The following is a 14,510-nucleotide window of genomic DNA, read 5'->3' on the forward strand; positions in this document are numbered from 1 at the left end:
CCGTTCTCTCGGGAAGCGCACCCTTCATCGTTGAAGGCTGGGCTTTATGTCTGTTGGGAGAGGTAATGCAGTGGTTGTGCCAAGTGCTTCAGATTCTCGGATTTCTACGGTTTTATCGCGCTCTCGGCATTTTGATAGGGGCGCTTTTGCACCGATTAAATGCACGTTGCCCGCAATTGGCGCGGTTTTTGTGAAGGGGGCAGTGTTAGCCGTGAAATAGCACGACCAGCAGCACCAGATTCACCACCAACGACACCAGCGCCAACGTCCGCCATACCTTCAACGGCTCGCGCTCCAGCAAGGGCCTGGGCCGCACACTCAAGCTGCGCCGCTCACCCTGTTCTAATAGCAGCAACCATTCCTCCGCCGTTTCAAAGCGCTGACCCGGATCCACCGCCACCGCGCGTTCCAGACTTTGCGCGATCCAGTCCGGCAGGTCGGGGCGGTAGCGGCTGGCGCTGACAGGCACGCCAAACCGTGGACGCTGGAAGGCTTCGATTTCGCCGTAGGGATAATGCCCGGTCAGCAGGAAATACAGGGTTACACCGACTGCGTACAAATCCTGCTGCGGTGTCGGTGCCTCACCGCCAAAGGCTTCCGGCGCGATGTAGCTGGGAGTTCCGGGCAGTGCAGAGGGCTGATCCTCGGACAGACCGGGGCAGTAAGCGAGGCCGAAATCCAGTAGGCGCAACTCACCGTCGTCCCCCAGCAACAGGTTCTCCGGTTTGATGTCGCGATGAAGAATCTGTCGGCGATGCAGCATGCCGACGGCCTTGAGCAGGCGCTCGGCCAGATCCTGCCATTGCGCCAGCGGCAGCGCTGCTACCCGTTCGTGCAACTCCGCCAGGGTCGATCCGGAATATTCACGCATCACGTAGTACAAATGCTGACGCTGACTGGCGGCATGGACTTCAGGAAAATGCCGTCCGGCCACGCGCTTGAGAAACCATTCCTCCGACAGCAAGGCCTGCCCGGCCAGATGATCGTCGCGCAGCGCAGCGGGCAGGGTTTTCAGCAGCCAGGGTTGTTGTTGGCTGTCGCGAACCCGATAGAGCAGTGACTGCTGGCTCTGGCCGAGAATCCCTTCGACCTGCCAACCCTCGAACGTCTGACCCGTTTTCAGCGCGGGTGGCAGCGGCCATTGCTGCAAATGAATCAGTGCATCGCCGATGCTCGTTTCACCGAGGGCATCGACCCGCACCAGCAGGGCGCTGGCATTGTCCTGGCTGCCGGCCAGATGCGCCGCGCTGACCAGGGTTTGCGCAGCGCTGTGCAGGTCCGGCTGGTCGCGCAGAATCGCCGCGATAGCCGTGTCACCCAGCACAGCCCAGATACCATCGCTGAGCAGCACAAAGCTCTCATCGAGGCGCAATTCACCGTCGAGAAAATCCAGGACTAAATGCTGATCGAGCCCCAGTGCACGCTTGAGCACATGCTGCATGCCCGGTTGCTCCCAGACGTGATCCTCGCTGACCCGTTGCAAGGTGTCGGCGTGCCAGCGGTAAACCCGGCAATCACCGACATGGGCCAGGGTAAAACGCCTGCCGCGCATGACCAAGGCACTGACCGTGGTGAGCAGCGGCTGCCCACCGCCATTGGCCTGCAGCCAGCGATTTTGCGCCAACAGCAGGCGATCCAGCGCTTGCGCGACACCCCAGGTTTCCGGGGTGGCGTAATAGTCCAGCGCCAGGGCCTGCAAGGTCGAGCGAGCGGCGAGCCCACCGTCGGCGCACTGGCTGACCCCGTCGGCGATGGCGAACAGGTAACCCTTGCTCGCCGCCAGCGCCGGGGCCGGAGTGACCAGGCGCAGGGCGTCCTGATTTTCCTCGCGAGGGCCGATGGCGCTCGCTTCGGCAAAACTCAGTTGCAGGCTCATTGCGGTCTCAGACCCGGGCAGCGGTCACAGCGGCCGAACCCCAAGTGGTTCTCCAGCGACGTTTCACGCCGTGAAGACCGAACCAGGCGAGCACGCCAAGGCTGGCGAACAACCACAAGGCCAGTTGATAACTGCCGGTGCTTTGCTTGATCGCACCCATGCCCGCCGCCAAGGCGAAGCCGCCAATGCCGCCGGCCATGCCGATCAAACCGGTCATTACGCCGATCTCCCGACGAAAACGCTGCGGGACCAATTGGAAAACCGCGCCGTTACCCGCACCCAAACCGAGCATGGTGCAAACGAAAAGCGCCAGTGCCGCGTAAGAACTCGGCAGGTTGAAACCCACCGCCGCGATGCAGACCGCTGCGACCGTGTACATCCCCAGCAATGTGCGGATCCCACCAAATCGATCGGCCAGCGCGCCGCCCAATGGACGCATCAGGCTGCCACCGAACACGCAAGCTGCGGTGTAGTAACCAGCGGTCACCGGGTTCAAGCCGTATTGGTCGTTGAAGTAGCCGGGCAGGGCGCTGGCCAGGCCGATGAAACCGCCGAAGGTCACGCTGTAGAAAAACATGAACCACCAACTGTCGCGGTCGCCCAACGCCTTCAAGTAATCGGACATGGACTTGGCTTTCGGCCGCTCAGGGGCGTTTTTGGCCAGCCAGGCGAAGACGATGATGGTCAGGATCAGCGGGATCAGGGCGAAACCGAACACGTTGCTCCAGCCAAACGCGGCAGCCAGGACTGGAGCGATCAGCGCAGCAAGTACGGTGCCCGAGTTACCGGCCCCGGCGATGCCCATGGCCTTGCCTTGATGCTGTGGCGGATACCACTGCGACGCCAGCGGCAGGGCGACGGCGAAGGATGCGCCGGCCACACCGAGGAACAAGCCCAATAGCAGCGCTTGTTCGTAACTGTGGATGCCGTGTCTCCAGGCAACGAACAGGGCGCAGATGACGATCACCTGGCCGATCAGGCCAGCGGTCTTGGGCGACAGGCGATCAGCCAGCAAGCCCATCAAAAAGCGCAGTATGGCCCCGGCCAGAATCGGCGTGGCCACCACCAGCCCGCGTTGCTGGGTGGTCAGTTGCAGGTCGGTGGCGATCTGCACCGCCAGTGGGCCGAGCAGGTACCAGACCATGAAGCTCAGGTCGAAATAGAGGAACGCTGCGAACAATGTCGGCGTGTGACCGGATTTCCAGAAGCTTGAATTCATCGCGCACCTCAGCTGTAGGGAGTCTCGAGAAGAGTCAGGAGCTTGCAGGTGGGGCGCCGCATCGGCCGCACCACCGGCCCCGATCTCTGGGGCCAAAACGAAAAAACGCCGCCACCCGATTCGCCATGGGCAAATGAGGTGAGCGACGTCTTTGTCGTAGGTGGGGCAACCGCCGTTGGTTACCTGTAACGATTACTTAGCCAGATCTGTGCCAACACCCTGCTTTTGTGGCGAGGGGTCAGCCGAGCAATTCGCTCATGGCAATTATCTGCTCCGCCACCTGAATCAGCTTCTGCTGCCGGCTCATGGCCTGGCGGCGCATGAGCGTGTAGGCCTCTTCCTCGTTGCAGTCCTTCATTTTCATCAGCAGCCCCTTGGCCAGCTCGATGCGCTTGCGCTCGGCCAGTTGCTGGTCGCGGGCGTTGAGCTGGGCGCGCAGGGCCTGGTCGCTTTCAAAGCGGGCCATGGCCACGTCGAGAATCGGCTGCAAGCGTTGTGCGTGAATGCCTTCGACGATGTAGGCACTGACCCCGGACTTGATCGCCTGGCGCATCACGTCGGGATCATGTTCATCGGTAAACATCACAATCGGCCGCGGTTGATCGCGGGAAACCAGCACCACTTGCTCCATCACATCGCGGCTCGGTGACTCGGTATCGATCAGAATTACATCAGGACGCACCGTTTCGACGCGCGCGGGCAGGTCAATGGTCAGACCGGATTCATCAATGACCTCAAACCCGGCTTCGGTCAGCGCCGCTTTCAGGCGGCCGACTTTTTTTGCTGTGTCGTTGATCAGCAGGATACGCAACATATTCGCAGTCTCCTGTCAGCGGCTGGCGATGAGGGGCGAGCTGTCGCTCATGGCGTGCAGCTTGAAACTGCGGGCATAACCGGCCGGGTCGGAGCCGTCCCAGATTTTGCCGTCGATCAACTGGCTGCTGCGCATTGCCTCGCCCTCGGAGGCAACACCGACTGCGCTGGCGGCCTCACGGTACAAGTCTAGTTGCTGGACCTGACGGGCCACGCCGAGGTAATCCGGGTCGTCGCGCAACAAACCCCAGCGGCGGAACTGAGTCATGAACCACATGCCGTCGGACAAGTACGGCACGTTGACCTCGCCGTTCGCATGAAAACGCAGCGCGTGCGGGTCCTGCCAGCGATTGCCGAGGCCATCGGCGTAGTCACCGAGCAAGCGCGGTTCGATGCAATCGAGCGGCGCATCAAGGTATTCGGGCGCACTCAACAGCTTCGCAGTGCTGCGGCGGTTTTCGTTGCCGTCTTCGATGAAGCGACTGGCCTCGAGGATCGCCATCACCAACGCCCGGGCGGTGTTGGGGTATTGCTCGACAAAGGCGCGGGTGCAGCCGAGGACTTTTTCCGGGTGGTCGGGCCAGATGGTCTGGCTCGTCGCCATGGTGAACCCCAGGTTCTGCTTTACCGCGCTGGCGGACCACGGCTCGCCGACGCAGAAGCCATCGATGCGCCCGGCTTGCAGGTGCGCGACCATCTGTGGCGGCGGCACCACCACGCTGTCGACGTCCTGCAACGGATGAATGCCCTGGCTCGCGAGCCAGTAATACAGCCACATCGCATGGGTGCCCGTGGGAAATGTCTGGGCGAAGGTCAGTTTTGGGCGACTTTGGTGCACGTGCCGGTCCAGTGCTTCAGGACTGGTCACCCCCAAGGCCTGCAAGCCGTGAGAAAGATTGATGCTCTGGCCGTTCTGGTTCAGGCCCATGAGCACCGCCATGTCGGTCGGCACCACGCCGCCGATGCCCAGGTGCACGGCATAAATCAGGCCATACAGGCTGTGGGCGGCGTCGAGTTCGCCGCTGACCAGTTTGTCTCGCAGGTTGGCCCAGGACGACTGGCGCTTGAGGTTCAGGGTCAGGCCGTAAGGCTGTGCAAAACCTTGCGTGGCCGCGACCACCACCGAGGCACAGTCGCTCAAGGCCATGAAGCCGAGGTTGATTTCAGTCTTTTCCGGGGCATCGCTGCCATTGACCCAGGCCAACGGGCCCGCTGTGGTTTCATTCATGGCTAAACACCTTCCAAAAAAAAGCGCCGTACCGGGCTGCTTGCCAGGGCAAGGCCAAGTGACGACGCCTTTGTCTTTCGACTCATCCCGCCGTTGGCATGAGTGCTGATGTCAGTGTTGGTGCAAGGCATATGCCATCGCTCGCTGATTTTGTTGTGCGCCTCGCTTGCGACCGCGATGCACGGCTATAATTGCCGCCTCATTTCGCCGCCAATCGAGTCAAAACCGCCCATGTACACCCTGGCCCGTCAGCTGTTGTTCAAACTTTCCCCGGAAACCTCCCACGATCTGTCCCTGGACCTGATCGGCGCGGGCGGACGTTTGGGCCTTAACGGTTTGCTGTGCAAGGCACCGGCGAAAATGCCGGTGAATGTCATGGGTCTGGAATTTCCGAACCCGGTGGGTCTGGCGGCCGGTCTGGACAAGAACGGCGCGGCCATCGACGGTTTTGCCCAGCTGGGTTTCGGTTTTGTCGAAATCGGCACCATCACCCCGCGTCCGCAGCCGGGCAACCCGAAGCCACGGATTTTCCGTCTGCCGGATGCCGAGGCGATCATCAACCGCATGGGGTTCAACAACCTCGGCGTCGATCACCTGCTGGCCCGCGTGGCGGCGGCCAAGTACAAGGGCGTGCTGGGCATCAACATCGGCAAGAACTTCGATACGCCGGTTGAGCGCGCAGTCGACGATTACCTGATCTGCCTGGACAAGGTCTACGCCCACGCCAGCTACGTGACGGTCAATGTCAGCTCGCCGAACACCCCGGGCCTGCGCAGCCTGCAGTTCGGTGATTCGCTCAAGCAATTGCTGGCTGATCTGGCGACCCGTCGCGCAGAACTGGCGTTGCGCCACGGCAAACATGTACCGCTGGCGATCAAGATCGCACCGGACATGACCGACGAAGAAACCGCGCAGGTCGCGCAAGCGTTGATCGACACCGGGATGGACGCGGTGATTGCCACCAACACCACCCTGAGCCGCGTGGGCGTCGAAGGCATGGAGCATGGTGACGAGGCGGGCGGTCTGTCCGGCGCACCGGTTCGCGAGAAGAGCACCCATACCGTGAAGGTACTGGCGGCGGAACTGGCCGGGCGCTTGCCGATCATCGCCGTGGGCGGCATCACTGAAGGCAAGCACGCAGCCGAGAAAATCGCCGCGGGCGCGAGTCTGGTGCAGATCTACTCCGGCTTCATCTACAAAGGCCCGGCGCTGATTCGCGAATCTGTCGACGCCATCGCCGCCCTGCGCTGAACCCCTGTGGCAAGAGTGCTTCTGGGCTGAGGTGAGTTCTCTGTGGCGAGGGGATTTATCCCCGTTCGGCGGCGAAGCCGTCGCAAATCCGGCCAATGAGTTTTGACTGATTCACCGAGTTGCCTGGGTTTGGGGCCGCTTCGCGACCCAACGGGGATAAATCCCCTCACCACAAAAGCGATTTCCCCAGTGTGTGTTTTTACAGGCATAAAAAAGGGCACCTCGAAGGTGCCCCTGGGCCGGAGCCCGCCGCCCGGATGGGGCGTGCGTGGTAAGTCGTTACGTAATCAGATTGTCGTGTCGGAGTGTTGTGCCCTGTGTTTAGCCGACGGCGTGAAGTTCGTTGAGTCTGTGGATTCCCGCAGTGCCGGTCATACCGTCCCAGTTGTCGCCGCGTCCTTCTCGCCAGCCGTTAATCCAGGCTTGGCGTACCGACGGTAGAGTAAATGGGCAAAGCTCACGGGATTTGCCACCAACGCCATATTGATATCCGCGCAAAAATGCTCTTTCCAACGGATCACGCTTAAGTCTTCTCATAGGGTGTTGCCCTCACTTGTTGACTGTATTTATCGCGTCGACCTCAATTGAGGTCTGGCAGAAAAAAACTCCTGCCGTTGGGGCTCGCTGCCGGCGTCGCGAGCCAAGGTGTTGACGCCGTTGCGACGTCAACCTGTGTTGAGTTCTAACCAATGCGTCACATCGAGGGAATGATCGTTTTGTCATAAGAACGTAACCAGAAAGATGCTAAGGCCATAAGTAACACGATGTTGTCCAGTGTTTATTGGTCAAAGCCCTGTATGATCGGCCCCCCGCAGGATGACGGGGTTAATCCTTTAGTGAGAATGGCTCCTGTTGAGCAGGACGACTATTCGACGAAGGGTCGGCTTATGACATTTTGTTGCATCAACTTTTTTATCTGCCTGTGCATCTAAGCTCTTCTAACCTGAGCAGCACGGGTGGGACGGCACACCTTCGTGCCACGCGGGCGCTCTTTTAGAAAAGCGCCTGATTGAAAACCGGGCCGGCAATGCGTTGCCGGTTCACTTAGCTAAAGGCTCTGGAATTACCATGTCCGATCGTTTCGAACTCTTCCTCACTTGCCCAAAAGGTCTTGAAGGCCTGCTTATCGAGGAAGCCGTCGGGCTTGGCCTTGAAGAAGCGCGTGAGCACACCTCTGCTGTGCGCGGCATGGCCACCATGGAAACCGCTTATCGCCTGTGCCTGTGGTCGCGTCTGGCGAACCGGGTCCTGCTGGTGCTCAAGCGTTTCCCGATGAAAGACGCCGAAGACCTGTACCACGGCGTGCTCGACATCGAGTGGCAAGACCACATGCTCAATGACGGCACCCTGGCCGTCGAGTTCAGCGGTCACGGCTCGGGCATCGACAACACCCACTTCGGCGCCTTGAAAGTCAAAGACGCCATCGTCGACAAACTGCGCACCCCGCAAGGCGACCGTCCGTCCATCGACAAGCTCAACCCGGACCTGCGCATTCACCTGCGCCTGGACCGTGGCGAAGCCATTCTGTCCCTCGACCTGTCCGGCCACAGCCTGCACCAGCGCGGTTATCGCTTGCAGCAGGGCGCGGCGCCGCTGAAGGAAAACCTCGCGGCCGCGATCCTGATCCGTTCCGGCTGGCCACGTATCGCGGCCGATGGCGGCGCACTGGCTGACCCAATGTGCGGTGTCGGTACGTTCCTCGTCGAAGCAGCGATGATCGCCGCCGACATGGCGCCGAACCTGCGTCGCGAGCAGTGGGGCTTCACCGCCTGGCTCGGTCACGTGCCGGCGCTGTGGAAAAAGCTCCACGAAGAAGCCACCGAACGCGCTGCGGCCGGCCTGGCCAAGCCACCGCTGTGGATTCGCGGTTACGAAGCCGACCCGCGCCTGATTCAACCGGGCCGCAACAACGTCGAGCGTGCAGGCCTGAGCGAGTGGATCAAGATCTACCAGGGCGAAGTCGGCACGTTCGAGCCGCGTCCGGACCAGAACCAGAAAGGCCTGGTGATCTGCAACCCGCCGTACGGCGAGCGTCTGGGCGATGAGGCGAGCTTGCTCTACCTCTACCAGAACCTCGGCGAGCGTCTGCGTCAGGCGTGCCTGAACTGGGAAGCGGCCGTGTTCACCGGCGCGCCGGACCTGGGCAAGCGCATGGGCATCCGCAGCCATAAACAGTATTCGTTCTGGAACGGCGCCTTGCCGTGCAAATTGCTGCTGATCAAAGTTACCCCGGACCAGTTCGTCACCGGCGAGCGTCGCACCCCGGAACAGCGTCAGGTCGAGCGCGAGCAGGCGGAAGTCGAAGTTGCAGACAACGATGTAGCGCCGGGCAAGTACGAGAAGTACAACAAGAACGGCAACCCGATCAAACCGGCCCCGGTGGTGATCGAGCAACCGCGCTTGAGCGAAGGCGGGCAGATGTTTGCCAACCGCCTGCAAAAGAACCTCAAGGCGTTGGGCAAGTGGGTCAAGCGTGAAGGCATTGATTGCTACCGCGTCTACGATGCCGACATGCCGGAATATTCCATGGCCATCGACCTGTATCAGGATTGGGTCCACGTCCAGGAATACGCCGCACCGAAGTCCATCGACCCGGAAAAAGCCTCGGCGCGCATGTTCGATGCCCTGGCCGCGATTCCCCAGGCGTTGAACATCGACAAGAGCCGCGTGGTGGTCAAGCGTCGCGAGCGTCAGAGCGGCACCAAGCAGTACGAACGCCAGGCAGCGCAGGGCAAGTTCGTCGAGGTCAACGAAGGTGGCGTCAAGCTGCTGGTCAACCTCACCGACTACCTCGACACCGGTCTGTTCCTCGACCACCGCCCAATGCGGATGCGCATCCAGAAAGAGGCGGCCGGCAAGCGCTTCCTCAACCTGTATTGCTACACCGCGACGGCCAGCGTTCACGCGGCCAAGGGCGGCGCGCGCAGCACCACCAGCGTCGACCTGTCGAAAACCTACCTGGACTGGGCGCGTCGCAACCTGTCGCTGAACGGTTTCTCTGACAAGAACCGCCTGGAGCAGGGTGACGTGATGGCGTGGCTCGACGCCTGCCGTGACGAATACGACCTGATCTTCATCGACCCGCCGACGTTCTCCAACTCCAAGCGCATGGAAGGGATCTTCGACGTGCAGCGCGATCAGGTGCAATTGATTGACCTGGCCATGGCGCGCCTGGCGCCGGGCGGCGTTTTGTATTTCTCCAACAACTTCCGCAAGTTCACGCTCGAGGAAAACCTCACCGAGCGTTATGCCGTTGAAGAAATCACCGCCCAGACCATCGATCCGGATTTCGCCCGTAATGGCAAGATCCACCGTGCCTGGAAAATCACAGCCCGTTGACAGATCAGTGATTGGATCCACAGAGCCTTGATTTTTAAAGGCTCTTGGGTTCTTTCTGTGCTGGTCAAATTGATGGCTAATAGCTATAACTCAACTCATGGCCAATGGGCTTTCCCGCACCTGGCGTTTTGAGTTGCGTTTATGTCGTTGCACGCCGTGCGTCCCAAGATCCTGGGTTTTATCAGCGAAGATGTCTCGGCCTGGCTGGTCGCGCTGCTGGTATTGCTCGTCGGCGGGATTCTTACCGGATTGCTGGCCTGGTCGACGCTGAATCTATATCACCATCAATTACGGCAACGTTTCCAGCTGCTCGCCAGCGAACGTTACAGCCGCATCGAAGAACGTTTCGAAGATCAGGAGCAGCGCCTCGACGGCCTGCGCCGGTTCTTCGCCAATTCCGAGTCGGTCTCCCGCGAGGAGTTCGACGGCTACACCCAACCATTGCTGCACCGCACCCAGGCGTATTCATTCGCTGCGCGGGTCACACGCGCCGAGCGGGCAGAGTTCGAGCGCAAGGTGCGCGAAGAAGAAGGTTTGAGCGACTTCACCCTGCGTGAGCTCAATGCCGAGGGCCAACTGCAATTGGCCGCCGAACGGGATGAATACGTGGCGGTGCTCTACAGCCAGACCCGAAGCCGGCTCGGCTCGCCGCTCGGCTACGACTTGTTTGCCCAGCCGTTGCGCCGCGCCACCCTTGATCGGGCCGACAAATCGGGCAGCATGGCGGTGTCGCAACCGATGCATCTGGTCGGCATCGAGCCAGCCTATGCGCGGGGTGTGCTGTTGGTGGCGCCGGTGAAGCGTCAGAGTGATGCGGCGACGCCGGCCGCCAAGCCCTTCGGTTATGTCATGGCCGTGATCAGCATGCGTCAGCTGCTGGCGGACGGGTTGCCGGAGGCCAGCTATGACTACCTCTCGGTACGCATCCTCGACCTGTCCACCGACGACCAGCACGAAGTGCTTTACGAGTCTTATAACTCGGCAGCGCCCAGCGAATTATCTGCGACACGCTTGTTGCGTATGGCCGACCACGACTATCAAGTCGACATATTACCCAGCGAAGCCTTTCTGAAAGCCAACCATTCCTCGGTGACCAGCCTGGTGGTGCTTGGGGGGTTGCTCAGTGTGCTGCTCAGTGCGTTGCTCTACGTGTTGGTCAGCCAACGCCAGCGTGCGTTGAAAATGGTCGAGCAGCGCACCCAGGAGTTGCACGACCGCGAGCAGGAATTGCGCGGCACTCACGGCCAGTTGCGCGGCGTGCTGGATGCCGCGACGCAAGTGGCGATCATCGCCACCGACCTGCGTGGTGTCATCAGCACCTTCAACGCCGGGGCCGAGCAGATGCTGGGTTACTCCAGCGCTGAAGTGGTCGGGCACATGACCCTGGAAAACCTGCACTTTCCCCGGGAGCTGGTGACTCGCGCGGCGGAGTTGAGTGCGCGCTATGGCAAGCCGATCCCGACCTGTCAGGCAATGTTGGTCGAAGGCGGAGAACAGGGCGGTCACGAAGCGCGGGAATGGACGCTGGTCCGTCAGGACGGTAGCCATTTGACCGTTAATATGCTCGCGACCCCGGTACTCGACGAGCAAGGCCTGTGGGTCGGGCATCTGGCGGTCTGCATCGACATCACCGAACGCAAACGTGTTCACGAGGCCCTGGCCGCGCGCGATCTGTTGCTGAAAAAACTCAGCGCCCATGTGCCCGGTGGCATTTATCAATTCAAGATGGAATTCGACGGTCGTTTCAGCGTGATCTACGCCAGCGACGGGATTCGCGAGATCTACGAGCTCGAACCGGATGTGCTGCTGCTCAACGCGGAAGCGATCTTTACGCGGATTCATCCACAGGACACGACTCGCGTGCGCGCCTCGATCCGCGCGTCGGCGGACACCCTCAGCCCGTGGCGCGAGGAATACCGGGTGCAACTGCCTCAGCGCGGCCTGCGCTGGGTTCGCGGCGAAGCGACCCCGGAGGAACTGCCGGGTGGCGGCGTGCTCTGGCACGGTTACATCTCGGACATTTCCGACCTCAAGCGGGTGGAAGAAGAGCTGCGGGCGCTGTCGATCACCGACTCGCTGACCGGCATCCACAACCGCCGCTACTTTCAAGAGCGCCTGACCACCGAAATGGCCCGGGTCGAGCGCGGTGGTGGCGAGTTGTCGGTGATCATGCTCGACATCGACCACTTCAAACGCATCAATGACCTGCATGGCCACGCCGTGGGTGATCGGGTGTTGCAAGCCGTGTGCGAGCGCATCGGCCATCGTCTGCGGCGTACTGATGTGTTCTGCCGCCTGGGGGGCGAGGAATTCATGGTGTTGTGCCCGGACATCGATGCCGAACAGGCTCACGTGCTGGCCTTGCAGTTGTGGCAAGGGTTGCGCAGTTCACCGATCGAAGGCGTAGGAACCGTGACCGCGAGTTTCGGGATTGCCAGTTGGCGAGTCGGGGAGGGCGCGGATGCGCTGTTGCTGCGGGCGGATTCGGGGGTGTACGCAGCGAAGCAGGCGGGACGGGATCGGGTCGAGCCGCAAACCAGCTAAAGCCACCTGCAAACCCTGTGGGAGCGGGCTTGCCCGCGATGAGGGTGTGTCAGTCGATATCAATGTTGACTGATACTCCGCTATCGCGAGCAAGCTCGCTCCCACAATGATCTTCAGTGTTTGGAGGGGCGGGTTAGAGCACCGAAGCCGTTTCCGGCACTTTCGGCTGGCGATACAGGTCAAGAAGTACCTGATCCAGCACCGACGATGCGCCAAACGGGGCCTTGTCGTTGAGGATCGCCACCACCGCCCAGGTGTTGCCGTTGACGTCACGGCTGTAACCGGAGATCGCGCGCACGGTGTTCAGGGTGCCGGTCTTGACGTGGGCTTCGCCGCGCATCGCCGTGGTCTTCAGGCGTTTGCGCATGGTGCCGTCGGTGCCGGCAATCGGCATCGAACTGATGAACTCGGCGGAATACGGGCTGCGCCAAGCGGCTTGCAGCATCGCCGCCATTTCACGGGCGCTCACACGTTCGGCGCGGGACAGGCCGGAGCCGTTCTCCATCACCAGGTGCGGCGCGGTGATGCCTTTCTTCGCCAGCCACTGACGCACCACGCGCTGGGCAGCCTTGGCGTCGTCGCCGTCGGCGTCGGTGCGGAATTTCTGGCCCAGGCTCAGGAACAGCTGCTGAGCCATGGTGTTGTTGCTGTATTTGTTGATGTCGCGAATGATTTCCGCCAGATCCGGCGAGTAAGCCCGGGCCAACACCTTGGCGTTGCTCGGCGTCGGAGACAGACGATCCCTGCCCTGAATGCTGCCGCCCAGTTCCTTCCAGATCGCCCGCACGGCACCGGCGGTGTAGGTTGCGTGGTCGAGCAGCGACAGATAAGTCTGCGAGCTGCAGCCTTCGCCCAACTGACCGCCGACCGTCACGGTCACGCTGCCATCGGCCTGGGTCACCGGGTTGTAACGCACGCCACCGGTGCATTGCTTGGAATTGACCGCTTTGACCTGGTTTTCGATATTGATGCTGGCAATCGGCGGCTCTACTGACACCAGGACCCGGCCATTGTCGTTGCGCGCCACGAAACGCAGGGCCTTGAGGTTCACCAACAGCGAGTCGGGTTTGACCAGGAACGGTTTGTTCTCGTCATTGCCGTCGTCGTTGAACTCCGGCAGTTGCGGTTGCACGAAGAAACCGCGGTCCAGCACCAGGTCGCCGGTGATTTGCGTCACGCCGTTGGCGCGCAAGTCACGCATCAACAGCCAGAGTTTTTCCATGTTCAGTTTCGGATCGCCGCCACCCTTGAGGTAGAGGTTGCCGTTGAGGATGCCGCCGCTGAGGGTACCGTCGGTGTAGAACTCGGTTTTCCACTGATGGTTCGGGCCAAGCATTTCCAGCGCGGCATAGGTGGTCACCAGCTTCATGGTCGAGGCCGGGTTGACCGATACGTCCGCGTTGTAAATGGTCGGGGTGCCCGGACCGTTCAACGGGATCATCACCAGCGACAAGGCGTTGTCCGGAAGCTTGCTGGCCTTGAGGGCCTTTTCGACGTTGGGTGACAGACCGGTGTTGATAGTGGCGGCGGAAACGGAGAAGGCCAGAGGAAGAAGGAAACCGGCCAGCAACAATGGACGTAAAGATTTGATCATCTGAAATACAACCCTGCATTCGAGGGGAAAAAAGGCGAGGGCATGAAGATAAATTCCCTCAGTGGTCATGAAAGTGTCGGCATTATGCCCCAAGGTGTAACGGCTTGTGCCTTGCCGTGGCCCTCTAATCCGCAATTTTTTTACCGACGGTCACTGACGCGCCCCAGAGAGTCGGGCAATTAGCGGCTTAAACTGCTAAAGTGCCGCCCGTTATTACTTATGAGGATTGTTCCAATGGCGACTAACCGTTCCCAGCGTCTGCGCAAAAAACTGTGCGTCGATGAATTTCAAGAGCTGGGTTTCGAACTGAACCTGGATTTCAAAGAAGATTTGGCTGATGAAGCCATTGATGCTTTCCTCGACGCGTTCCTGAAAGAAGCCATGGAAGCCAACGGTCTGGGCTATGTTGGCGGCGACGACTTCGGTCTGGTTTGCCTGCAGAAACGTGGCTCGGTGTCCGAAGAGCAGCGCGCTGCTGTTGAAGCCTGGCTCAAAGGCCGCAGCGAACTGACCGAAGCAACCGTCAGCCCGCTGATCGACGTCTGGTACCCGGAAAAGCCGATCAATCCGGTAGCTTGATGTCAAAAAAAACGGCGACCCAAGGGTCGCCGTTTTTTTATGCCTGCAAGATCAAGAGCTCGCAGCC

The 14,510-nt window shown here is 60.8% G+C and carries 10 protein-coding genes; 4 read left to right on the plus strand and 6 right to left on the minus strand.

Annotated elements, in window-relative coordinates; translation table 11 throughout:
* Positions 1-205 precede the first annotated feature (205 nt).
* The 4 genes from ACA060_RS09235 to ACA060_RS09250 form a co-directional block, all read right to left on the minus strand.
* Positions 206-1,876: a bifunctional protein-serine/threonine kinase/phosphatase gene (locus ACA060_RS09235; RefSeq protein ID WP_497316756.1), complete on the minus strand. Its 1,671-nt coding sequence runs from the start codon at positions 1,874-1,876 to the stop codon at positions 206-208.
* Positions 1,877-1,883: 7 nt separating this feature from the next.
* Complete coding sequence (locus ACA060_RS09240) at positions 1,884-3,095, minus strand: nitrate/nitrite transporter (protein WP_497316758.1); 1,212 nt, start codon at positions 3,093-3,095, stop codon at positions 1,884-1,886.
* 238 nt (positions 3,096-3,333) lie between these two features.
* Positions 3,334-3,909: an ANTAR domain-containing response regulator gene (locus ACA060_RS09245; RefSeq protein ID WP_008146285.1), complete on the minus strand. Its 576-nt coding sequence runs from the start codon at positions 3,907-3,909 to the stop codon at positions 3,334-3,336.
* A 15-nt stretch (positions 3,910-3,924) separates the two neighbouring features.
* Positions 3,925-5,136: a CmpA/NrtA family ABC transporter substrate-binding protein gene (locus tag ACA060_RS09250; RefSeq protein ID WP_497316760.1), complete on the minus strand. Its 1,212-nt coding sequence runs from the start codon at positions 5,134-5,136 to the stop codon at positions 3,925-3,927.
* 231 nt (positions 5,137-5,367) lie between these two features.
* Here ACA060_RS09250 and ACA060_RS09255 point away from each other — a divergent pair, with 231 nt between their 5' ends.
* The gene (locus ACA060_RS09255; RefSeq protein ID WP_109635990.1) at positions 5,368-6,387 is read left to right on the plus strand and encodes a quinone-dependent dihydroorotate dehydrogenase; all 1,020 of its coding nucleotides are present in this window, start codon (positions 5,368-5,370) and stop codon (positions 6,385-6,387) included.
* A gap of 321 nt (positions 6,388-6,708) precedes the next feature.
* Here the strand turns inward: ACA060_RS09255 and rmf are convergent, their stop codons facing one another.
* The gene (gene rmf, locus ACA060_RS09260) at positions 6,709-6,924 is read right to left on the minus strand and encodes a ribosome modulation factor (protein ID WP_003223300.1); all 216 of its coding nucleotides are present in this window, start codon (positions 6,922-6,924) and stop codon (positions 6,709-6,711) included.
* Positions 6,925-7,455: 531 nt separating this feature from the next.
* On the opposite strand from rmf, the gene rlmKL reads away from it, so the two are divergent.
* On the plus strand, positions 7,456-9,726 hold the full coding sequence (gene rlmKL / locus ACA060_RS09265; RefSeq protein ID WP_084318668.1) for a bifunctional 23S rRNA (guanine(2069)-N(7))-methyltransferase RlmK/23S rRNA (guanine(2445)-N(2))-methyltransferase RlmL: 2,271 nt from the start codon (positions 7,456-7,458) through the stop codon (positions 9,724-9,726).
* Positions 9,727-9,867: 141 nt separating this feature from the next.
* Positions 9,868-12,270: a sensor domain-containing diguanylate cyclase gene (locus ACA060_RS09270; RefSeq protein ID WP_497316762.1), complete on the plus strand. Its 2,403-nt coding sequence runs from the start codon at positions 9,868-9,870 to the stop codon at positions 12,268-12,270.
* 133 nt (positions 12,271-12,403) lie between these two features.
* Here ACA060_RS09270 and dacB read toward each other — a convergent pair whose 3' ends face one another.
* Positions 12,404-13,864 carry a D-alanyl-D-alanine carboxypeptidase/D-alanyl-D-alanine endopeptidase gene (dacB, locus tag ACA060_RS09275; RefSeq protein WP_497316764.1) on the minus strand — a complete coding sequence of 487 codons (1,461 nt, stop codon included), beginning with the start codon at positions 13,862-13,864 and terminating at the stop codon, positions 12,404-12,406.
* Positions 13,865-14,098: 234 nt separating this feature from the next.
* Here dacB and ACA060_RS09280 point away from each other — a divergent pair, with 234 nt between their 5' ends.
* Entirely contained in the window at positions 14,099-14,443 is a 345-nt protein-coding gene (locus tag ACA060_RS09280) for a YggL family protein (protein ID WP_007896965.1), read from the plus strand.
* Positions 14,444-14,510 lie beyond the last annotated feature (67 nt).

The organism is Pseudomonas sp. LBUM1671 (assembly GCF_059695685.1).

Coding starts and splice junctions, on each gene's coding strand:
- ACA060_RS09250 (WP_497316760.1), bottom strand. CDS start 5,136: ATGAATGAAACCACAGCGGGCCCGTTGGCCTGGGTCAATGGCAGCGAT.
- rmf (WP_003223300.1), bottom strand. CDS start 6,924: ATGAGAAGACTTAAGCGTGATCCGTTGGAAAGAGCATTTTTGCGCGGA.
- ACA060_RS09240 (WP_497316758.1), bottom strand. CDS start 3,095: ATGAATTCAAGCTTCTGGAAATCCGGTCACACGCCGACATTGTTCGCA.
- ACA060_RS09245 (WP_008146285.1), bottom strand. CDS start 3,909: ATGTTGCGTATCCTGCTGATCAACGACACAGCAAAAAAAGTCGGCCGC.
- rlmKL (WP_084318668.1), top strand. CDS start 7,456: ATGTCCGATCGTTTCGAACTCTTCCTCACTTGCCCAAAAGGTCTTGAA.
- ACA060_RS09235 (WP_497316756.1), bottom strand. CDS start 1,876: ATGAGCCTGCAACTGAGTTTTGCCGAAGCGAGCGCCATCGGCCCTCGC.
- ACA060_RS09280 (WP_007896965.1), top strand. CDS start 14,099: ATGGCGACTAACCGTTCCCAGCGTCTGCGCAAAAAACTGTGCGTCGAT.
- ACA060_RS09270 (WP_497316762.1), top strand. CDS start 9,868: ATGTCGTTGCACGCCGTGCGTCCCAAGATCCTGGGTTTTATCAGCGAA.
- dacB (WP_497316764.1), bottom strand. CDS start 13,864: ATGATCAAATCTTTACGTCCATTGTTGCTGGCCGGTTTCCTTCTTCCT.
- ACA060_RS09255 (WP_109635990.1), top strand. CDS start 5,368: ATGTACACCCTGGCCCGTCAGCTGTTGTTCAAACTTTCCCCGGAAACC.